This window comes from Brevibacterium moorei (genome assembly GCF_024580735.1).
GTDB classification, from domain to species: domain Bacteria; phylum Actinomycetota; class Actinomycetes; order Actinomycetales; family Brevibacteriaceae; genus Brevibacterium; species Brevibacterium moorei.
In genome coordinates this window covers 1-20,365 of sequence record NZ_JANIJX010000019.1, presented here as the reverse complement: position 1 = coordinate 20,365, position 20,365 = coordinate 1, and the positions used below count along the sequence as shown (strand labels likewise).

The 20,365-nt window shown below is 68.0% G+C and carries 17 protein-coding genes and 4 tRNA genes; 10 read left to right on the top strand and 11 right to left on the bottom strand.

The annotated features are described in order from the left end of the window. Positions 1-27: 27 nt before the first annotated feature. Positions 28-378 carry a hypothetical protein gene (locus tag NQ034_RS12140; RefSeq protein WP_257049134.1) on the top strand — a complete coding sequence of 117 codons (351 nt, stop codon included), beginning with the start codon at positions 28-30 and terminating at the stop codon, positions 376-378. Then, positions 369-857, top strand: a complete 489-nt coding sequence (locus NQ034_RS12135) for a hypothetical protein (protein ID WP_257049133.1) — start codon at positions 369-371, stop codon at positions 855-857. The genes NQ034_RS12140 and NQ034_RS12135 overlap by 10 nt, the downstream gene beginning before the upstream one ends. 73 nt (positions 858-930) lie before the next feature. On the opposite strand, the gene NQ034_RS12130 is transcribed toward NQ034_RS12135, so the two are convergent. The 6 genes from NQ034_RS12130 to NQ034_RS12105 all read right to left on the bottom strand — a co-directional run bounded on the left by NQ034_RS12130 (position 931) and on the right by NQ034_RS12105 (position 9,648). After that, on the bottom strand, positions 931-2,151 hold the full coding sequence (locus tag NQ034_RS12130; protein ID WP_257049132.1) for a hypothetical protein: 1,221 nt from the start codon (positions 2,149-2,151) through the stop codon (positions 931-933). Next, a complete protein-coding gene (locus NQ034_RS12125; protein ID WP_257049131.1) occupies positions 2,148-4,235 on the bottom strand; it encodes a hypothetical protein in 2,088 nt (695 codons plus the stop codon). Before NQ034_RS12125 ends, NQ034_RS12130 begins: the two co-directional genes overlap by 4 nt. 50 nt (positions 4,236-4,285) lie before the next feature. After that, on the bottom strand, positions 4,286-6,100 hold the full coding sequence (locus NQ034_RS12120; RefSeq protein ID WP_257049130.1) for a DUF8094 domain-containing protein: 1,815 nt from the start codon (positions 6,098-6,100) through the stop codon (positions 4,286-4,288). A gap of 11 nt (positions 6,101-6,111) precedes the next feature. Then, entirely contained in the window at positions 6,112-7,071 is a 960-nt protein-coding gene (locus NQ034_RS12115; protein WP_257049200.1) for a tetratricopeptide repeat protein, read from the bottom strand. Positions 7,072-7,148: 77 nt separating this feature from the next. After that, positions 7,149-8,249, bottom strand: a complete 1,101-nt coding sequence (locus NQ034_RS12110) for a hypothetical protein (protein ID WP_257049129.1) — start codon at positions 8,247-8,249, stop codon at positions 7,149-7,151. After that, positions 8,239-9,648 (bottom strand): hypothetical protein, encoded by a 1,410-nt coding sequence (locus NQ034_RS12105; RefSeq protein WP_257049128.1) that lies wholly within the window; start codon positions 9,646-9,648, stop codon positions 8,239-8,241. The genes NQ034_RS12110 and NQ034_RS12105 overlap by 11 nt, the downstream gene beginning before the upstream one ends. Before the next feature lie 107 nt (positions 9,649-9,755). Here NQ034_RS12105 and orn point away from each other — a divergent pair, with 107 nt between their 5' ends. After that, on the top strand, positions 9,756-10,385 hold the full coding sequence (orn, locus tag NQ034_RS12100) for an oligoribonuclease (protein ID WP_257049127.1): 630 nt from the start codon (positions 9,756-9,758) through the stop codon (positions 10,383-10,385). Positions 10,386-10,388: 3 nt separating this feature from the next. Here orn and NQ034_RS12095 read toward each other — a convergent pair whose 3' ends face one another. After that, positions 10,389-11,279 carry an SCO6745 family protein gene (locus tag NQ034_RS12095; RefSeq protein ID WP_257049126.1) on the bottom strand — a complete coding sequence of 297 codons (891 nt, stop codon included), beginning with the start codon at positions 11,277-11,279 and terminating at the stop codon, positions 10,389-10,391. Positions 11,280-11,437: 158 nt separating this feature from the next. Between NQ034_RS12095 and NQ034_RS12090 the strand changes: the two genes are divergently transcribed. After that, positions 11,438-13,102 (top strand): glycosyltransferase family 2 protein, encoded by a 1,665-nt coding sequence (locus tag NQ034_RS12090; protein WP_257049125.1) that lies wholly within the window; start codon positions 11,438-11,440, stop codon positions 13,100-13,102. Between the two features lie 7 nt (positions 13,103-13,109). Here NQ034_RS12090 and NQ034_RS12085 read toward each other — a convergent pair whose 3' ends face one another. Both NQ034_RS12085 and NQ034_RS12080 read right to left on the bottom strand, forming a co-directional pair. Next, positions 13,110-14,645, bottom strand: coding sequence for a hypothetical protein (locus NQ034_RS12085; RefSeq protein ID WP_257049124.1), 1,536 nt, complete (start codon positions 14,643-14,645; stop codon positions 13,110-13,112). A 134-nt stretch (positions 14,646-14,779) separates the two neighbouring features. Next, positions 14,780-14,852 (bottom strand) — tRNA-His (locus tag NQ034_RS12080). 285 nt (positions 14,853-15,137) lie between these two features. Between NQ034_RS12080 and NQ034_RS12075 the strand changes: the two genes are divergently transcribed. Further along, positions 15,138-16,895, top strand: a complete 1,758-nt coding sequence (locus NQ034_RS12075; protein WP_257049122.1) for a hypothetical protein — start codon at positions 15,138-15,140, stop codon at positions 16,893-16,895. Between the two features lie 90 nt (positions 16,896-16,985). Then, positions 16,986-18,500, top strand: coding sequence for a hypothetical protein (locus NQ034_RS12070; RefSeq protein ID WP_257049121.1), 1,515 nt, complete (start codon positions 16,986-16,988; stop codon positions 18,498-18,500). 53 nt (positions 18,501-18,553) lie between these two features. Here NQ034_RS12070 and NQ034_RS12065 read toward each other — a convergent pair. Both NQ034_RS12065 and bcp read right to left on the bottom strand, forming a co-directional pair. After that, a tRNA-Leu gene (locus NQ034_RS12065) sits at positions 18,554-18,635 on the bottom strand. 94 nt (positions 18,636-18,729) lie between these two features. After that, complete coding sequence (gene bcp, locus NQ034_RS12060; protein WP_257049120.1) at positions 18,730-19,203, bottom strand: thioredoxin-dependent thiol peroxidase; 474 nt, start codon at positions 19,201-19,203, stop codon at positions 18,730-18,732. A gap of 123 nt (positions 19,204-19,326) precedes the next feature. On the opposite strand from bcp, the gene NQ034_RS12055 reads away from it, so the two are divergent. The 4 genes from NQ034_RS12055 (at position 19,327) to NQ034_RS12040 (ending at position 20,278) form a co-directional block, all read left to right on the top strand. Next, positions 19,327-19,614 carry a DUF3618 domain-containing protein gene (locus NQ034_RS12055; protein ID WP_257049119.1) on the top strand — a complete coding sequence of 96 codons (288 nt, stop codon included), beginning with the start codon at positions 19,327-19,329 and terminating at the stop codon, positions 19,612-19,614. 55 nt (positions 19,615-19,669) lie between these two features. After that, on the top strand, positions 19,670-19,963 hold the full coding sequence (locus tag NQ034_RS12050; RefSeq protein WP_257049199.1) for a GroES family chaperonin: 294 nt from the start codon (positions 19,670-19,672) through the stop codon (positions 19,961-19,963). 144 nt (positions 19,964-20,107) lie between these two features. Then, positions 20,108-20,183, top strand: a tRNA-Lys gene (locus NQ034_RS12045). Between the two features lie 22 nt (positions 20,184-20,205). After that, a tRNA-Lys gene (locus NQ034_RS12040) sits at positions 20,206-20,278 on the top strand. Positions 20,279-20,365: the final 87 nt, after the last annotated feature.

Genomic DNA, 20,365 nt, shown 5'->3' with positions numbered 1-20,365 from the left:
CCCGCTCCGGTTGATAAGCTGAACGTCGTGCTTACCCTGCTGACCTACACGCTCTATGCCCTTTGCGGCGTGCTCACCGTTTGGGCGGGGGTGCAGGCGATCCGTGACAAACCGGCGAATATGGCGCTCATCGTCTTCACCGGCGTGCTCCTGCTGGGGCTGCTGGTGCAACTGGTCCTGGGCATCGTGCTGTGGCCGCAGGCCGGCGGCACCGACGCCCTGCTGTTCTTCGGCTATGTGCTCACCGCGATCGTGCTGGTGCCGCTGGCGGGAGGCTGGGCATTCATCGAACTGACCAGGTGGGGGCCCCTTGTGTTGGCCCTGACCGGGCTGACCGTCATCGTAATGATTGTGAGGATGGACCAGATATGGCTCTGAAGCGCGGGCGCGCTCCCAAGGATCCGGCGCAGACAAGCCCCTACTCCGCGATGCACACCGGCCTGGGCCGCGCCCTGACCGCCGTCTACGGAATCTTCGCCCTGGCCGCGACCATGCGCGCGCTCTCCCAGATCATCCGCGAGTTCTCCGTGGCCCCGGTGTCCTTCATCCTCTCGCTCATCGCCGCGATCATCTACATCGTCGCCACCGTGTGCTTCGTGCGCGGCAGCAAGCGCAGCCATCACGCAGCGATCGCGTGCTGCGCGATCGAACTGGTGGGCGTCATCGCGGTGGGCATCCTCAGCTTCATGGAGCCCCAGCTGTTCCCCAAGGCCAGCGTCTGGTCGGGCTTCGGCGTGGGATACGGCTGTGTGCCGCTGTTCCTGCCCGTGCTGGGCCTGTGGTGGCTCTTCGGCATCGGCAAGCGGGTCGCGGCGCAGGAGGACGGCGCCCAGGACACCGGGACCGAGGCCGCCTGAGGCTTCCGCCCCCTCGTCCCCGGGCGCTGCCACCCGGCCCGGGTCACAGGCGCGCCGGCACCCGGACACCGGTTCAGCCGCGCCGCTGCAGTTGGGCGACCAGGTCCTCGCCCACGGAGCCGAACAGCGTCCGCGCCCAGATCGAATCCCCCTCGGCGTAGGGCCGGCTGCCGTCGTAGAGCCAGTCGGGCTGCCGCCCGGCCGCCAAGTCCTTGGCACAGGCCGCACAGGCCGGCAGCTTCTGGCCAGTGGCCGAAGTGGTGGCCCGCTCGCCGCGCACGGTGGTCTGCGCCGCGCCGTGTCCCGGATCGAAGACGCACAGCGTCTCCCCGCGCCTGATCGCAGCGCGTCGAGCCCTGCTCCCCACTGCTCTGCCCTTCCGCCCGGCCTTGTCCGGCCCCGACCGCGTGGCGCCGGTACGGCCACCGCGCTCGAGCTCATCGAGGTCCCTGCCCGCCAGGTTCAGTAGGACCAGGGCCCCGGCCAGATCCACCCGGCCGGCCTGTGGATCGTCGACGATCCCGGCGGCCAGAGTGTAGGCGTCCAGCCCGTGTTCGACGAGCTCGGCCCGCTGGGCGTCCAAACCGCTGACGTCGAAGTCGCGCAGCCGTCCGGCGATGTGCAGGCTGTCGGCGGAGAGCTCCCGCGCCAGATCGCGGCGCTGCAGTTCCCCCGCCTGGTCGAGGATCCGCCGCGGCAGGCGATACGGAGCGGGCGCCTTCCGCCTGGGCGACCGGCGCATCTGCCAGACGACCGCCCCGGCCGCCAGGATCAGCACCGGGACGAGGACCACTGTGAAGATCACCCCCGCTCCGGAATCGAAGATCTCCAGTGGCGATGACGCGGACGAGTGGTGTGAGCCGGTGCCGGTCTTGCGCTCGGGCTTGGTGAAATTCGGATCGCGCAGGGTCTCGACATAGGTCACGGCCTGCACCGGCGGTGGGTCCTGGCTTTCGTTGTCCTGCCCGGCCGCATTCATTCTGGCCAGCACATCGGACCGGTCCGCCGCATCCACGTCGACCTTGCTCCACACGGTGCCGGTCTGCGGCTTCATCACCAGGTACACGCCCTGGTCCTCGCGCGCTGCCGCGACCAGCGTGCCCAGATCTGACACGTCTGAGCGATCCGCCGGCACGATCACCACGTAGACCGGCACCCCGCCGCCGTCCTCCAACGCCTGCTGCAGGGAGTTCACGGTCGTCTCCCTGATATCGGGACGCGCCGCGGGATCGATGTAGAGGGGATCCTCGGCCAGGGATTTCGCGATATCACCGGAATAGCTCAGCGAACTCATGTCTCCGTGTCCTTCCGTCGATGCTTGCCGATGGCGATCAGCACGCCGCCCAGCGCACCACCGGCAAGTCCGCCGATCACTCCGCCGGACAGGGTCCCGCGCAGCAAGCTGGACTGTGAGGCCGATGGGCTGATGCCGAAGGACTCCCTGTCGTGCTTGGCGGGCAGACTCCGATACGGCTGCGAATCGTCTTCGTTCCACTCGATATCGCCGGCCTTGGAGACTTCTTCGTGGAGCGCGCCGGCGAAATCAACGGGCGTCCCCGGTTCACTCGCGGCCCCAGCCCGGGTATAGGAAAGCCGGGGATGCAGCACCTCGAAGCGCGCGGCCTCGTCGTCGGGAGTTCGGCCGGCGGAGGCGATGGTGGCCGAATACCCCGTGGCCACGAAGACGATCCCGTCCTGCCCTCGTTCGGCCAGCCCCGCCGCCAACCGGTTGGCCAGCAACGTGACGCTGCCGCCGGATTCATCCGAGGCGGCCAGGCTCGGCAGTGCGACGTAGATCGGCAGCCGCACGTCCCTGGCGGTGCCGGCCAAGGACGCGCGCTGGGCGGGATCGAGTAGTGCGGCATTGACCGGCGAGACGTAGACGGGATCGTCCTGCCAGTGATCGAGAATGGCGCCGATCCGGGCCCGGTCGTAGTCGTCCGCGTAGCGCCCTGCATCCGCCTGGGACACCGGCAGCGCATGGGTCAGGACGTATTGACTGCCCCCTATGCCCAGTCCCCCGCCGGCCAGGACCGCTCCGAGCACCAGCGCGGATCCGGCTAAGATCCGCCCAACCCGGCTCCGGCCCTGCCGGCTCCGCTCCTTCGCACGCGGACTCGACGCCTTCGCACGGGGCTGCGGGTCAACAGCCGGGCCGTGTGTGCCGGGGACATCGGATTCGATCGGGGCCAAAGATCCCAATCCGGTGTGCGCATAGCCGTCATCGCATTCGAAGTACGGGACCGCCGTGGCGCCGGGCGCCGGTGCGACCAAGAGACTAGCGGGACGCGTACCCGACTCCACTGCGGTTTCGCAGTCGGAACAGGTCGGCACGCTCAGCGCCCCGTGCCGGCTGCGGAACTGCACGGTCGAATCCGCCCGGCCGTGCAGGGGGTTGAAGAAGCAGTGCCCGGTCGGTTCGGCCTCCGGATGGCGGAGCAGTTCGTCCCAGCGCTGGTCCATCAGCCATAGGGCCACCATATCCACGGGACTCAACCCGCCGGCGGCGTGGCGGGCCTGCAGCGCGCCGATCGCCTCCGCGAGCCCGTGCAGCGCGCCAACGGTACGTGCCGCGCGTCCACCGGGGTCCTCGGCCGCCAGCGCCAACACGCGGTCCGCCGGTACTTCGTCATAGGTCCGGCGGATAGCAGCGGAGGCCCTGGAGCGCACCCGGCGGGGCAGCTCGGTGGGTTCGAGCACGCCCGCCATCCCCTTGTTGCGGCGCAGGATCACCCAGCTCAGCGCGGCGGCGACCGTGGCCGTCGTCGCGCCCAGCGCCACCAGGTTCGTTCCCGCTTCCTCGGCGACTTCCAGGGTGGACACGGTTTCGCGGGTGAAGCCCCGGTCCGTGTAGTCCGCCAGGTCCGGCTTTGGGCCAAGTCCCAGCCAGGCGCGGCCGGCGGCGATGTTGTAGGACATGAAACGCTCCGGATCGGCCAGGAAGTCCCCGCGCATATCCGTGTAGTCGCTCACCCCCACCAGGCGCCCGCTCATCCCCTTCGGACCGGAGGCGTAGACCAGTGGCCGGCCCCGGACCCGGGCGATCTGCTGGTAGATCAGAATCCGGGGTCCGCCATCGTCCAGTTCGGCAGCACTCAGCAGCCGGCCGACTGCCACATCGCAGCTGTTGAGCGTGGCATTGCGGGGCCGGCCCAGCTCGGGACCGAGGATGATGCGGATGTCGACGTCATCGGCCGTGGCAAGGCGGCGCAGTGTCGCCTCCAGCCCATCGGGCAACCCGGGGCGGACCTCCGGATCGGTCAGGACGGCGGTACCGGCGCGCAGCTCGTCTCCATAGAGCGCGTCCAGCGCCCGTGCGAGGGCACCTCCGATCGCGGTGTCGGTGGCCGCTTGATCGTTCAGGTCGGTCGAGGCCATGGGCTCCAGCCTACCGGAGGGCAGCGCCTCCGCCCGGACGCGCGCGGTCCCTACCCCTGGGTGCGCTTGCCCCGGGTCTTGGCACCGACCATGAACCAGCCGTCACCAGCCGCGCTGAGTTCCGCATCGTCGAGGTCCGAGGGCCGGGAGCCCTGCCCCTTGGCCTGCAGCATGTACGGCAGGGCCACGTCGATGACGACGGTGGAGCGGTTCTTGTCCCCGGTGATGAGCGCCTCGACGTCATTGCCCATGTCGACGCTGGCATTCGTCGAGGCTGTGGCCTCAACGGTGCAGCGGATCTCGCCCAGGGACACAGCACCCTCCCTGGTGCTCAGCGACATCGCGGACAGATCGGCAGCTTCCTCTACGGACTTGCAGGTGACCCCCACGTCCTTGAAACCGCCCGATTTGGATGCGAGTTTGTCGACATAGGCGCGGAAGTCACTGAAGGCCCTGCCCTCGAGCTGGATTCCCGCCGCTTCCTTCTGCGTTTTGCCCGGCTCCGCCCGCAGGTACTTCAGCAGGGCCTCCGTGGCCCCGCGATCCAGGTCGGTGAACTCGCCGGGGGCCGGCGCCACTGCCCCTGCGGCGTCCGCGGCCAGCTGGGGCGCAGACGCTGCCGGGAGGAAGAGCGATTGCACAACCGACCAGTCACTGGCAGCGGTATCGCGCCGGGCCACCAGGGCCTCCACGGTATCGTCACTGCCCGCGACCTTGGCAAAGGCCATGAACCACATGGGGTAGGCGTCGAAGGAACGGCCACCGGCCACCACCGATTCGAAGGCGCCGGCGCTCAGCTTCTTCTTCTCCGCCTTGGCGATGAGGATTTCGGCCTCCGTGCGGCTGCGCAGCGGGTCGGCCTGGAGCGCGTCGAGGTTCTTCCCACCGTTCTGCAGCGCCTTGTCCAGGCCCTTCACATAGCCGGTCATGAAGTCCCCCGCCTGGCCGGTGGCCAGGGGAACGCGGCTGTAGCTCTTGATGGTGGGGTCGGCGGGCTGGGCCACGGGCAGGGGCGCGCATCCGGAGACGCCGACCACGGTGCCCAGCACCACGGCTCCGGCGGCCACTCCACGCCGCGAGGTGGCGCCGTGGCGCCCACGGCCGGTAGGGGCCGCACGCTCCCGGCCGGCGCTTCGGCCGCCCGAATCAGAACGGCCGGAACCGGAGCGACCGGCGCGATCCGAATCGGACCGACCAGACCGACCACGACCGGAGCCCCGGCCCGTCCTCCCGCGCCGGCCAACGGTACGGCGGGCGCGCAGGAAGAAGAACAGGGCACCGCCCAGTGCCAGGACGACCCCGGCGAGGCCGATGATACAGAATGCCAGGACACCGTGGACGGCTATCTGCATGGTCACCGTGGCTCCTTGGAGATCGCCCTTTCCATCGGCGGGGGCGATGACGATGACGTTCGGAGCGGCGTCCAGATCGAAGGTCTGGGACACCTGGCTCCCGGTCTGCTGCTGAATCCACCAGTCACGGCCGGCGGGGGGCACCGCCGGCGCTGTGTCCCCGTCGAGTCGCCGGCTCTCCAAGGTGCCCGGCATGGTCCAACCCGTGATCTCCTGGTGGGCGATTCCCGTCAGATAGCTTTCCGAATCGACGCCGTTGGCGGTGCCCAGGAACAGTTCGCGTGAGCCCCCGCCGGATGTCGCCGTCAGGGTGGCCGAGGTATGGGTGAAGGGCACGACCTGTTCGTCCAGGGACACCGCATAGGTGCCGGGGGCCACTGTGATTTCCTTGGCCTCGAGCTTGTCGTCGGTTCCCACCGCCAACAGGGCGGAGATCACCGGCACCAGGATCGCCGCGGCGATGACAAGGCACAGCACGCCCAGCACGGGCCTGATGACGGTCAGTCGTGACACCGGGCCCGCTCCTAGAACAGCGCGCGCATCAGGCGGGCGCGGGCCTTGACGACACGGGCATCGGTGGCGCCGACGACCTCGAACAGATCAAGCAGGCGCAGGCGCACCGTCTCCTTGTCCTCTCCCGTCAGACCGGGCAACAGGCCCAGGAGCCGGTTGAAGGCATCGTCGACGTGGCCGCCGACCACGTCCAGGTCCGCGCATTCGAGGGCGGCTGACACGTTCTTCGAATCGTTCGCGGCAGCGGCGCGCACCCGTGCCGGGTCCTGGTCCTTCGTGCGTTCGAGCAGTTCCACGCGGGTCAGGCCCAGCTTGGCCTCATCGTCTGCGGGGGCTTCCGCAAGGGCGGCCCGGTAGATCTCCTTGGCCCGGTCCAGATCCCCGGCCTCCAGGGCCGCAATGGCCTCGGGGTGGGCGGGGCCGACGGGCTGTTCGTCCACCGGTGCGTTCGCCGGAACCGCGGTCTTCGTCATCCCCTGCTGGCCGGCCAGCTGCACCAGCTGATCCAGCACGGCCTTGACCTGGGCCTCGGGCTGGGCGCCCTGGAACAGTGGGACCGGCTGCCCCTGGATCAGCGCGATGATCGTGGGGATCGACTGGACCTGGAATGCCTGCTGCAGGCGGGGATTCGCGTCAACGTCGACCTTGCCCAGGACCGCGCGGCCGTGCAGATCGCGCACCGCCCGTTCGATCACCGGGGAAAGCTGCTTACACGGGCCGCACCATTCGGCCCACAGGTCGATGACCACGGGGACCTGGGCGGAGAGCTGCACGACGTCGTTGAAGGTCTCCTCGGTGACGTCGAAGACCAGGTCGGGGACGAGGACCTCGCCGGGCCCGGCCTGTCGCGGTGTGCCGGAGGCCGCGGCACCGCCCGCGGGCGCATCCGCTCCCGCGCGTCCCGGGTGGCGGACGGCGGAGAGGTCCAGGCCCTCCTGACCGGCGGGTGCGCTACCCGCATTCTGCGGCATCTGAGTCACGTGTTTCTCCTCTGTGCGTAGTTGCTTCGGCAGGGTTGCTTCGGCAGGCGCGGTCGTTCCCCGCGCGGTTATTTCAGCTTGGCGCCGGAGACCAGCTGGTCGGCGCCGATCACAGTGGCCTTGCCCGACTTCGGGATGACCATGACGACATTGCTCGCGATCTCCACCTCGAAGCCCTTCTCGGTCTTCGAAGCGCCCGTCAGTTTGTCATACGGCGGACTGAGCTGGAGCTCACCGGTTTCACCGTCCTTGGATTCGGGCTTGGTCGTCACGGTCTTCGTCACGGTTCCGAAGACCAGTGCCGAGCCGTCGGCGGTCGCCTGAGCGGCCAGGGTCTTTCCGGCCTTGTACGTGTACTCGACCTCTGCGTTGTTCTTCTTCAGGCTCTTGGCCTGATCGGCATCGGCCTTCACCTGGCCCTTGGTGAAATCGTCCGAACCGAATTCGGCCGCGCGGGCCTTCGCCTTCTTGCCCTTGGCCCCCTGGCCGTCCTGCAGCATGGCCGCGTAGTCCGACAGCGCCTTCTTCGGAGTCAGCGCCAGACCGGACTGATTCGGATCCAGCAGCGCCGAGCCCTGCCTTGCGTCGTTGAGCTCCGGGATCTGCGCGCCGGCCAGCAGAGTCGTCTGCGACCACAGCTTGTAGTCATCGCGCGGGGACTCCTGGCTGAGCACCAGGACCTGGGTCTGCCCGCCGCCGGAGGCGATCACGGTGGTCACCCGCGGCCAGCTCTGCGTGGCCGAGGACGCATTGCGCAGGATCTGCTCACTGGCCACCGCCGCGGGCATCGCATAGCCCTTCTTCGCCTTCTTGGCGTTCTTGTACGCGCGTTCCCGCTGGGCCAGGGCGGGTCCGGCGGCCCGCTGGGCCAGCGCCTTCTTGTCGCGGGCCTTGTCCGCCTTCGCCACCTGGTCGCCGATCGCGCCAAGGATCGAGTCGACCTGTTCGTCGGTCACCACGGCGGGCGCGCTCGAGGGCAGTGGCGCGGGCTGCGCCTTGGGCAGTTCCTCATCGCCGCCACAGCCGGTCAGGGCCAACACCGGAATGCAGGCCGCCGCCAGGCCGCGCGCCAGCCGTCTGCCCACACCGCGGGCCGGTGCTGCGTGATGTGCCGTGTTCCGGTGTGGTGCCACGGCCGTTGCGGAGTTCACTGTCGTATCAGCGTTCACTGTCGTCGCCTCCGGACGTGGAGCTGTCGGGGTTCGTCACGGTCTCGGGTGCCTTCTTCGGAGGTTCGGGGACCTTCTGTGGAGGTTCGGCCGCCCTCTGCGGTGGCTCAGAAGCCTTCTTCGGGGGCTCAGGGGCCTTGCGCGGTGCCGGGGCCGAGGTTCCCGGCGCCTGCCGGGGCACCGGTCGCTTCGCATCCTCGGCCTTGGGTGCCGGCTTGGCCTTGGGTTCCGACGAGGCCTTGGGCGCCGGCTTGGCCTTGGGTGCCGACGCGGTCGTTGTTGCAGGCTTGGCCTTCGGCGCAGGCTGGGCCTTGGCATCTGCGATCGGGCTCGCCGGTTCCTCTTCCTCGTCCTCGGCGAAGGTCTTCGGAATCGCGCGCTGGGGCTTCGCGGATTTGGCCTGTCCGGTCTCCGGCTTCTGCGCTTTCTCCGGTTTGGCCGCGGGCTTCGCGGGCTCGGACTCACCGGTCTTCTCGGCCGCGGTGGTCTCCGCACCAGCGACCGCGGGTTTGCCGGCCTCCGGCTCCACAGTGTCGGGCTTCGACTTCGCCCCCGCCCGCTTCGCGTCCACGGCGGTCGGAGTCGATTCCCCGGTATCCGTCTTCGGCAGAACAGTGGTCGCGTCCTCCGCAGCCGTGCCTGCGGCCGCCGAATCGGCTGCCGTCCCGGCCGCACCATCCACCGTCCCCGCGGCAGCGGCAGCGGCCGCCCCGACCAGGGGGACCTCGGCGGTGACGGTGGAACCGGTCTCGGCCAACCTGCGGCGACGTTCCTGCCTGCGGGTCCGGCGCGCCCGTTCCTGGCGCGAACTGCGGATGGCCAGAATGCCCAGCACCACTGCGGCGGCCAGGGCCAGGATGCCCAGGACGATCAGCGTCGTGGCCCAGGGAGTGCTGGCGTGGCTGAGCCAGCTGATGCTCACGGAGGTGACCTCTCCGGCCTTGCCGTCGCCCGCCAGCAGGAAGGCGGTACGTCCAGCGTCGTCCTTCCAGGTCAGGGTGACCTCGTCATCCCCGGAATCCTGCTTGGTGAACAGCTCACCACCTGCGGGGTCCGGGACGGAGGTGTCCTTGCCATCGCCGGTCGTGGTGGCGAGTTCGGTGCTCGACTGCAGGCCGGTGATCCGCGTGACGCGCGTGTCCTCACCCACCCAGGCGTCGATGTTCTCCTTGGACGCCTGCGACACGGTCAGGGGGCCTGTGCCCTTGACCTTCACCGTGGTCGGCACGTCGTAGAGGTTGAGGACGCCCGGTTCGATCACCGCCACAGGGGCGTCAGCGTCGATGTCGGCGCTGGCCGTGATGGTGTCGGAGGGGGCCCAGAACGTCTTCTGGCCAACACCGATGACGCCCAGCACGAGGCCGAGCACAAGGAAGATTGCCGACGCGATGAATCGCACGCTGGTTCCTTCGGGTAGGGACTGAGGTCAGAGCACTATTCTATTGGTCCCGCGTGAGAACTTGCCGAAAACCGTTGCGGCAATCGCCACACACGTACAATGACAGGGTGTCTAAGAACAACTCTGAAAACGACAGGATCGTCTGGATCGACTGCGAGATGACCGGCCTCGAGCTGGGCGTCGACGAACTGATCGAGGTCGCCGCGATCGTCACCGACTTCGAACTGCGGCCGCTGGACGACGGCATCGACGTCATCATCAGGCCCAGCGACGCGGCGCGGGCGCATATGAACGACTTCGTCACCAATATGCACACCACTTCCGGCCTGATCGAGGAATTGGACGGGGGGCTGACGATCGAGCAGGCCCAGGAACAGGTCCTGGCCTATATCAAGCAGCACGCCCCGGTGGCCGGCAAGGCGCCGCTGGGCGGGAACTCGGTGGGTACGGACAAGGGCTTCCTGCAGGTGCAGATGCCCGAACTGGTCGAGCACCTGCACTACCGCATCATCGACGTCTCCTCGATCAAGGAACTGGCCAAGCGCTGGTACCCGCGCGCCTACAACCACGCCCCCGCCAAGACCGGCGGCCACCGGGCGCTGGGCGACATCCGCGATTCGATCGACGAATTGGCCTACTACCGCAAGACCGTGTTCGTCTCCGAGGGCCCGACCTCGGCCCAGGCCCAGTCGATCGCCGCGGAGCTGGCGGCCAAGACCCAGGGCATGTCGCTCTAGGCTTCAGCCCTTGGCGGCCCTAGCCAGGCGCCCGCCGACGCGCGCGAGCTGCGCCAGGTCGTGCAGCCGCGCATCGTCGAGCGAATCCCAGGAGGCCGCCACGGCAGCGTCCGTCGCGGCCTCCAGTTCCGCGCGCAGGCCCTTGCCCGCCGCTGTCGGCACAGCGGTGTCGTCGTCTGCACCCGCGACCAGGCCCGCCGAGCGCAGGTGGTCGACGGTCTCGGCCCAGACCTCGGCCGTCCAGCCGTGTGCGCGTCGAGCCGCAGCCGGCGGGAAGGGCCCACCGTCCAGACTGTGCAGAATGCTGGCCACAGCACCCGTGACACCGCTGGTGGCCAGCACCGCCCCATGGCTGTCGCCGCGGTACTCCCGTAGGTGCGTGGCGGTGATCCACAGCGCCAGCACCGGGTCCGAGGCGCCCGGGACCTGGGCCAGGGCGGCCCGTGTGGCCGCCGACAGGGGCCGGTAGGTGTCGTCCATGGCCGCCACGACCGGGGCCAGTTCCTCACACAGCCGGGCCGCGTCCGCATCGATCTGCGCCGCGCCGCCGGGCAATCCGTCTTCCGCCGCGCCGGACCGCGCCCGCTCGACGAGGGCCGCGACCCCGCGTAACCGGGCCGCGTGCGCCTGCTGCGGGCTGGTCGTCTCCCAGACCTTCGGCAGGGACCGGCACACGTAGTCGTGACCGAACGCGTAGAACACCGAGGTCACGGCCTCTCCGCCAACGGCCCCCAGCGGGGCCGCGCGCGAGGCCAGGTACTGATCGGAACCGTGCACCAGTCCGGCCGCGGCCAGTTCGGTGCGCAGTTCCGGGGCGAAATAGGACGCGGAGTGGAAGGCGTCGAGGCGCCAGGTGAGCAAGCGGATGTCTTCACTTCTTCGTGAGTCGGTCATAGGCTCACCCTAGAGGCAGACGAACCCGCGGGCAATGCGCGTCCGGCGTGAGAGATATGTCACGGATTCCGGTATAAACCGGGTACTCCCAGCGGTTTTCAAGGCCTTGAACCATAGACTGGAAGTTCAGGTCCGATTAGCATCACGAAAGGCAGACGGTGGAAACCGAGATACCCCTGGGTAAGCGACGCCCGCTCTATCGGGCGTTCGAGATGCTGCCGGCCCTGATCAGCTACACCGCTCTGCTGCTGACGATCATCCTGCCGATCATCTCCCCGCGCGTCGGCGCCTACTACGTCCTGGCGATCGTCGCCATCATGTTCTACCGCGCGATCCGCGGCGCCTTCGACCTGGCCCACGGCTACAGCCGGTACAAGCGCGCGGCCCGGGTGGACTGGTCGGCCCGGCTGATGGACATCGGGCTGACGCTCGACGGCAAACGCGTCCCGCCCAGCCCGCCCGGCTCGTTCAAGGTCCACAAGCACCGCGAGCTGCTGGATCGGGTCAAGACGAATCCGGATATCTACCCGCACCCGTCGAACCTGCGCCACGCCGTCGTCGTGGCCGCGTACAACGAAAGCTACGAGGTCATCGCCCCGACGATCCGCGGGCTGTGCTATTCGACCACCCCGGGCGATCAGCTGTGCATCTTCTTCGCCTATGAGGAGCGCGGCGGGGACGGCATCGAGGAGACCGCCCAGCGACTCAAGGCGGAATACGGCCACCGATTCGGCCACTTCGAACTGGTCAAGCACCCCAAGGACCTGCCGGAGGAACTGGCGGGTAAGGGCGCGAACATCACCTACGCCGGCTACCGGGTGCAGAACTGGGCCGATGAGAACGGTCATGCGTACTCCGATGTCATCGTCACCACCCTCGACTGCGACAACAAGCCCTATGAGAGCTACTTCGACTACGTCGCCTACGAATACATCAAGGATCCGGACCGCAAGCGCCGCTCGTTCCAGCCGATCGCCCTGTATCTGAGCAATATCTGGGACGCGCCCGTCATCACCCGAGTGGTGGCCAGCGCCAACTGTGTCTGGAACCTCACCTCCACGGTCCGCCCGTACACGCTGCGCAACTTCGCCTCCCACGCCCAGCCGCTGGACGCCCTGGTGGAGATGGACTTCTGGACCAAGCGGTCCATCGTCGAGGACGGCCACCAGTACTGGCGCTCCTACTTCCACTTCGGGGGCAACTACAAGGTCCGCCCGATCCACGTGCCGATCTACCAGGACGCCGTCCTGGCCGGAAATCTGAAGAAGACCGCCATTGCGCAGTTCAAACAGCTCAGCCGCTGGTCCTACGGTGCGTCGGACGTGCCGTATGTGGCCCAGCAGATGGCCGATAAGCGCGCACCGTTCTGGCCCTCGTTGATCCGCTTCCTCAGCCTGTTGGAGGGCCACGTCACCGTGGCCTGCGTGTCGCCCATCATCGCCTTCGGCGGCTGGGTGCCCGTGATCATGATGCTGCGCTCCGGCGAAGCCGACGCATTCGTGCGCAACACCCCGTTCCTGATGGGCGTGATCCAGCAGGTCGCGATGGTCTCCCTGCTGACCTCCCTGGTCGTGGTGCTCAACCTGATCCCGCCCAGGCCCGCCAAGTACGGCAGGTTCCGTTCGTTCATGATGCTGGGTCAGTGGTTCTTCTACCCGGCCACCATGCTGATCTACAACTCCTCGACCTATATCTACTCCCAGGGCCGCCTGCTGTTGGGCAAGTACCGGGAGAAGTTCGATGTCACGGAGAAGGCGGTCGTCTCCGAACCGCAGCGCGACAATGTGCTGCGGCCGGGCAATTCGCCCTTCGACCGGGTCTAGCGGCGCTTTAGCCGATCCGGATGCTCACCTTCCTGTCGTAGAGCCGCACAATCGTCTGGGCCACGGCGCCCACCACGATCAGCGCGATGCAGACCAGCGCGAATCCCGGGATGCCCACCGCGCGATAGGACGTGGGTGAGAATCCCAGTGCGACCGATCCCACCAGGGACCCGACCCACCCGGATCCGGTGACGCCCCCACCCAGGGCCGGGACGGCGCCGGATGAGAGCAGGACCCACACCGACAGCAGGGCCGTAGCGACTCCCCCTGCCAGACCGCCGAGCACGTCGATCAGCCCGACGACCAGCCCGGCGATGAGCAGCCCCGCGACGAAGAACACCGCCAACCGGGCGGCCCAGGCGATGAGTTCGGTGGCCCCGTGTGGGAAGAACGGGCCGAATCCCCCGGCCGCACCCGCCCCGGCGGCCCACAGCGCACCGGCGAGTGCGAGCACCAGAGCGCCCGCGGTGCACAGCCACATCTTGGAGCTCAGGACCGAGGTCCGAGACAGGGGGCGCTGTCTGCCCCAGCGGCGCCAGGGCCCGAATCCCCACATGCCGATTCCAACGTTCCGGTCCACCACGATCGAGGTCGCAATACCCAGCACCAGAGCCGCGGCGGCCAGGGCCACCGGCATGGCCGTCAGGGAGGCACTGTGCAGGGAGTACACGTGCCGGGAGGCGCGCAGGTCTGCGGACGCCGGGGCCGCTGCAGCAGAGCCGGGCGCGGCCTCGGTCCCGGTGGATTCGGCCGCTACCAGCGAAGCGTACCGATAGTCCTGTGGCGCCGGGCCCTTGGCCTCGACCACGGTGAAGGCGAAGGCCTGGTCGAAGGCCGTGGCCAGTGCAGCCGGGCTCGCCTTGCACGTCTGCGCCGTTCTGCTGTCCTGGCACGTCCAGCGCTGGGCCTCCGTGTGGATCTGGTCCCGGCTGAACTCGAGGGCCTGGTTCATCACCTGGGTGCGGTATTCGTTCAGGACGAAATCATTCTGGGTCCTGGCCTGTGGGCCGGCCAGCACCTCGACCTTCGCCCGGTACTTCTTCGGATGGGCACCGGCCAGACCCCGCTCGTTCATCTCCGCGAGCAGCGTGCGGGTGAAGTCCTTGGGGAAGACGATGGCCAACGCACTGGTGCCGTCGGCCACCTGGGCGCGGGCACTGGCAGGACTCATCACGCGCTCGTGCGTTGCGAAGTCTACAGCCACCGCGCCGGTCTTGAGGCGCTCGGCGAATTCCTCGGCGAAGCTCAGATGATCGGTCATGGCACTTTGCAGGGCGGGCATCTCCATCGGCTCATCGTCGATGCCCACGGCGATCGTGAAGTCCGGATGGTCGGCCGGGGCCTGCCCACCCGCACGATCCCGCTCCCGCTGTTCGAGTTCGGCATCGTGGGCCGCGAACTGCGCATCGCCACGGGCCGCGGCAGCCGGGACCAGCAGCAGCGCGATGAGCAGGCCTACGGCGAGCGCTGCCAGCACGGGAATGAGTGCGGTCCAAGCGCGCTCCCGCAGGATCAGGCGCACTATACCGAGGGTTCGTCTCATAGCCCTAGGATCTCACCTGCGGCGGTGATGGTCCTGCACATTCCAGTGGCCATCCGCTGGGATCTGCCTGCGGCTGTGAATGACGAAGATCCCGTTCCTCCAGTGCGATCTGAAGGAACGGGATCTTCTATCCGGGTGGCTGACGGGGTTTGAACCCGCGACCCCCGCGACCACAACGCGGTGCTCTACCAACTGAGCTACAGCCACCATCGTGCCCTTGCGGGCAACAAGAGATATCTTAGGGGCACAGATCGGAGATTTGCAAACCGGGCTGCTACCACTGGCAGGAATGAGCGGCAGATCACACCTGAGGTAACGATTTCTGTCACGACATCCTTGTCAAAGCTTGAGAACCGCAACGATTGTGTTGCAGGTACCCGGGAACCACCACTTCAGGATGACAGCCGCGGGCTCACGTATGATCATGGATACTGTTGCCCTGGGCCGGCCCCATGCCCGCCCGCCTTTCCCAGCCGAACGAGGTCCCACCAGATGCTGAGCGCGAATGTGCACGTTGCTGCCGATAAGTCGGCGCAACTGACCATCGCCGGCACGACGACACAGCATCCCGACCTCGCCTCCGCCCTCAATGCGGCGCGTGGTTTCGGGCGGACCAACGCAGTCTGCATCAGACTCGATATCGTCGAGCCCTCTGGCGCCCAGCACAGTCTGGACATCGACCAGACCGGCGGCCTGACACCATCCGCTCAAGCAGACGCCCCTGCCGCCGCTGCACCGCAGCCACCGGCCGCACCGGCGGAACCCACTGCAGCCCAGGTTTCGGGCAGGCCCGCCACCCCACCGACTCCCCAGACGGAAACAGACCGGAAGCCGATCGCCCCGGACCCGGCACACGGGGCCTCTGCCCCCACCGTCGATCCGGCTCCGACCCCGAACCTTCCGACCCAGACAAGCGCAGATGCCATAACGGCGGATGGCCAGACAGCCGACCGGGCCCAGCCCTCCGCGAGCACGGAGAAACCCGGCACCCCCGCAGCCCTTGCGGGCACACAGTTCTCCGGCCCGGCCGATCCCCTGCGCCCGCGCGGCAGTCGCCCCAAGTTCGAACGGACCCGGAGTCGGCGCAAGCGCGCCCAGCGGATCGGCGGCCACGCCCTGACCATCCCCGGTATCGTCCTGCTGGTCCTGCCCATCGTCATCGCGATCGCCTATCTGTTCCCGCAGGTGGTGGGCAGCCCCGGCTCGGATGCCGCCGGCACCGAGGGCGTCAGCGCCGGCCAGGGGCAGTATTCCTCTTTGAACGTGGAAACCACCGAGGAGCCCGTGCCCGGCTTCTCGAAGACGTCCAAGTGGTCGGCGGGAACCCAGCGCAAGGCCTCGGCGACCGCCAGTTCGCGCGGCGTACTGATCGTCGAGGGCAAGTCACTGCGAGTCCTCAACCCCGCCACTGGCAAACAGCGCTATTCGACCAGTGTGAAGGACCCGGTCACCTTCGCCGTCGATACCCGCATCGGCAAGCAGAGCGCGCTGGTCTGGCGCACCGGGGACACCGCCTTCGCCCTGTTCGACGGCTCGAATCAACCGGTGAAGTACTCTCTGCCGAAGAAGGCCCGGATCAGCTCCGCGGGCTCCTCGATCATCATCAAGAGCGGAGACGCGCTCTACACCTTCGGCGAGCACACGCTCGACAAGCTGCCCCGACCGGCCATCGGATCCACACCCATGGCCCTGGACGAGAGCTCGCTGATCAGCGCGAAGTTCGCCGGTCCCCTCCAACTGACCGATATCCAGACCGGTCAGAAGACGGATGTGAAACTGGAGCAACCGGCCAAGGACCTGCACATCATCCGGTGGATCTCCGCCGGCTACGGCAATGTCGTGACCCTGTGGGGCGATTCCGGCAGCCGCACGAATTCGGGGCACGCGGTCCAGTTGGTCGTCCACAACGCCAAGACCGGCGCCATCAAGTCCACCGTGTCGACCAGCACCGATTCGATCGGCCAGGATGCCAAGTGGATCCGCGGACAGGGACACCAGCTGGCCGTCATCGGCCCCTACCTGTTCGATATGCGTACCGGCCTACTGGTGCGCGACGGGACCGGCCAGCATGTGGACCTGTCCGACCCCAGGGGTGCAGTGACACCCGGCATACTCGGAGGCGAGGCCGTGTTGGTATCCGGCGACACCGCCTGGCGGACCACGACCAACCTGCTGGCCGTGACCGATGACGGGCAGTTGGCAATCGTGCGCCAGGGCAACGGCTCGGTCGTCGCCTACCCCAAGGAATAGAAAATTGCCCGCCGGGTGCTTTGAGGTGAGGGGCACGGCCGGGTACCATGGGTGCAACTGCCCTTGTCCCCACGCAGATCGGATCGACCTTTGACGGTACGGAACGCGATGCGCCGGCTGGCCTTCGGCACAGTCGCGCTCCTCGTAGGATCCGCGCTGTACGCCACCGTGCCCGCTTCGGCCGATTCGCCGACCGCGAATTCAGCCCCGGAATCGACTGTAACCGCAACTGCGCCCGGCAGCCCGACGGACCCTGCGGAATCGCCGTCCACGGCATCTTCCGCACCCACGACCCCCAGCGCGGAGCCCACCGCGTCCCCGGACCCCTCGGCCTCCGCGACCCCGACCGAGGCCCCACTGCCACAGGAGTGCCAGGGCTCCGGCGATCTGCCCCGGGCCTGCCTGTCCCTGCTCGATCTGATGACCGGCGACTCCGCCTATTCCTTCGAGTTCACATCCGGATCCACAGGCCAGGTTCCCTCCCCCGCCCAGGCGGCCAAGGCCCTCGACGGCCGAACCATTCCCACGGCCGGCAAGGACGCGAAGGGTAATGCGACCAGCGCCGTGATCGGCATCGAGGACCGTTCGGGCGAGGCCGTGGCCACCTGGAAGGCGCTCCCCCAGCCCGCTGATTCCGTGCGTCCGACTCCCTCGACCGGCCCCACCACGGCACCGCCTCAGCTGCCGGGGATCGTCCCCTACGCCGCCCGGCCATCCACCGGACCGGCGACTCAGAGCCCTTCCGTGGGCGAGGCGATCAATCCGCACACGTTCAAGTTGAGCCTCAGTGGCGGCGTCCTGTCCTATGCCGCCAGGCCCTCCGACTCCGGTGGCTCGGATAGCGATTCGAATGCCGGTGGGGATGCCTCCGGCGGCGATGACGCCGACTCGGACGGTTCCTCCAACGCGGGTTCGGACGGCTCCTCCGACACCGGGGCCGACGGAAGCGCCGACGCTGGGAGTGGCTCCGACGGCGGCGACGCGGATGCCGGTGCAGACGAAGGCTCCGACGGCTCTGCCGAGGACGGCGGCAACGCCGATTCAGGCGGTGCGGCGGACGCGAGTGGTTCCGATCAGGCCGGCGCCGACGACAACGGTGCGGCCAACGGGTCCGGCGAGCCCTCCGAGCATCCGACAGACCCGTCCACCGAGCCGGGTACGGAACCGGGTACCGACCCCGGTGAGAGCAGCACCCCCGAGGACCCCGCCAGCAATCCCGGCGAGGATCCGGCGCCAGCGAATCCGGACGACCCCGCACAGACGGGTGGGGTGCCCGACCCGAACGAGGGAAACGGCAATTCGCATAAGTCGCCCGAGGCATCCAGTGCCCTGCCCGGCGAGGCCGGAGACGAACAGGGAGCTGACCCGGCCGGGGACTATTCCGACCCCGTTCCCCACACAGACGACGAGGGTCCCGATGCCATTCCGGACCCCAGCGCTTCGACGGCTCAGCCCGATTCCACCGCGCAGTCCACGCCGGCGCCGAACGCCGGCTCGGCGGCCTCGGCCCCGCGCCTGGTGCTGCCGGTCATCGGTCTACTGGCGTTGGGCGCGCTGGCCCTGCTGCTGGTACTGGTGGTCCTGCGCAAGCAGCGCAACCGGTAGATCCCGCCCTGCACACAAAAATGGCCTGGCATGTGCCAGGCCATTTCGCTGTGTACGCGAGAGGGGACTTGAACCCCTACGTCCGCAGACACTGGAACCTAAATCCAGCGCGTCTACCAATTCCGCCACTCGCGCGAACCATCCCAGATTAGTCCATGAGGACCGAAGGCGTTAAATCGGTGGACCGAGCACGGCAGCGCGAAGCCACACCGGCCCGAGCCACACCGGCTCAGGCCGCGTCGATCCCCAGCTGCTTGCGCACCCGGGCGACGTGACCGGTGGCCTTGACGTTGTACAGGGCGATCTCGACCTTGCCGTCGGCACCCACCACCACGGTGGACCGGATGACGCCCTGAACCACCTTGCCGTAGTTCTTCTTCTCCCCGAACGCGCCCCAGGCGGTCATCATCGACTTGTCCGGATCGGACAGCAGGGGGAAGTTCAGCCCCTCCTTATCGATGAACTTCTGCAGCTTCTCCGGCTTGTCCGGCGAGATCCCCAGCACTTGCACGCCCGCGGCCTGCAGAGCAGAAAGCGAATCGCGGAAATCGCAGGCCTCGGTGGTGCAGCCCGGCGTCATCGCGGCCGGATAGAAATAGACCACCACGCGCTGTCCCGCGTAGTCGTGCAGGCTCACGGACTCGCCCGTGGCATCGGTCAGGGTGAAATCGGGGGCCTCCTGGCCCACTTCCAGACGTGGCATCGGCATCCCTTTCTATGGATTCTCCTGCCTTCACCCTACCCGGCCACCTGTCCCACGACTGCGGCCACGGGATAAGCTTGGGGCAGAAATCCGACATATCCAACTCAACCCCTAAGGACAACCGTGAGCTCGAACGTCTACACCTCCGATGTGACCGTCGATACCGCTTCCAAGGCCCAGCTGGCCGAATCGATCCGCCTGCGCTCGGCACGCCTGTCGGGCAATGTCGACGAGCTGGTCGGCCGGCTGCACCCGAAGACCCTGGCCGCGCAGGCCAAGGCGACCGCCAAGGGCCTCGTCATCAACCCCGACGGCTCACTCAAGACCGAGGTCGCGGCCCTGGGCGGCGGACTGACCTTGGCAGCGGTGGCCGTGACCAGCCTCGTCCTGCTGCGCAAGCGCCGTGGCTGAGGACCCCACGAACCCGGCGGGCGACCCGCAGGCCCCGGCGAACCTGCCCATCCGGATGCTCTACGACCGCGTGCTCGTGGCCCCCGATGCCGAACTCGGCGAGCGCAAGTCCTCCGCCGGCATCGTCATCCCCGCCACCGCGGCCGTGGGCAAGCGCCTGGCCTGGGGCGTGGTGGCGGCGGTCGGACCGCATGTGCACCAGGTGAAGCTGGGCGACAAGATCCTGTTCGACCCCGAGGACCGGTCCGAGGTGGAGCTCGAGGCCACCGCCTACACCCTGCTGCGCGAACGCGATGTGCACGCAGTGTCGGAACCGGAGACGGAAACGATCACGGGGATGTACCTGTAGGACGCCCGTAGGACGCCCGTAGGACGCCCGCCCGGACTCGGAAGCGGCAGATAAAGCCCCGGCGTGTGTATTACACCACAAACGGCAGGATTTGCCGCTTTTGATTTTGCACCAGACCTCCGGGTGTGTATATTTATATCCGTTGCGCCTCTAGCTCAATTGGCAGAGCAACTGACTCTTAATCAGTGGGTTCCGGGTTCAAGTCCCGGGGGGCGCACCAGGCAGGTCTTCGGACCCGCCACGCACCTCTAGCTCAATTGGCAGAGCAACTGACTCTTAATCAGTGGGTTCCGGGTTCAAGTCCCGGGGGGTGCACAGGATGTTCCGAACCCGATCGCCGTCGCGATCGGGTTCTTTGCATTCAGCACCCGCCGAAGCCCTCAGCCGTGGGTGCGGTGCGGG

Excerpts from the sequence above, each read along its gene's own strand:
- NQ034_RS12135 (WP_257049133.1), top strand. The coding sequence starts at position 369 with ATGGCTCTGAAGCGCGGGCGCGCTCCCAAGGATCCGGCGCAGACAAGC.
- NQ034_RS12130 (WP_257049132.1), bottom strand. The coding sequence starts at position 2,151 with ATGAGTTCGCTGAGCTATTCCGGTGATATCGCGAAATCCCTGGCCGAG.
- NQ034_RS12125 (WP_257049131.1), bottom strand. The coding sequence starts at position 4,235 with ATGGCCTCGACCGACCTGAACGATCAAGCGGCCACCGACACCGCGATC.
- NQ034_RS12115 (WP_257049200.1), bottom strand. The coding sequence starts at position 7,071 with ATGCCGCAGAATGCGGGTAGCGCACCCGCCGGTCAGGAGGGCCTGGAC.
- NQ034_RS12095 (WP_257049126.1), bottom strand. The coding sequence starts at position 11,279 with ATGACCGACTCACGAAGAAGTGAAGACATCCGCTTGCTCACCTGGCGC.
- NQ034_RS12085 (WP_257049124.1), bottom strand. The coding sequence starts at position 14,645 with ATGAGACGAACCCTCGGTATAGTGCGCCTGATCCTGCGGGAGCGCGCT.
- NQ034_RS12075 (WP_257049122.1), top strand. The coding sequence starts at position 15,138 with ATGCTGAGCGCGAATGTGCACGTTGCTGCCGATAAGTCGGCGCAACTG.
- bcp (WP_257049120.1), bottom strand. The coding sequence starts at position 19,203 with ATGCCACGTCTGGAAGTGGGCCAGGAGGCCCCCGATTTCACCCTGACC.
- NQ034_RS12050 (WP_257049199.1), top strand. The coding sequence starts at position 19,670 with ATGCTCTACGACCGCGTGCTCGTGGCCCCCGATGCCGAACTCGGCGAG.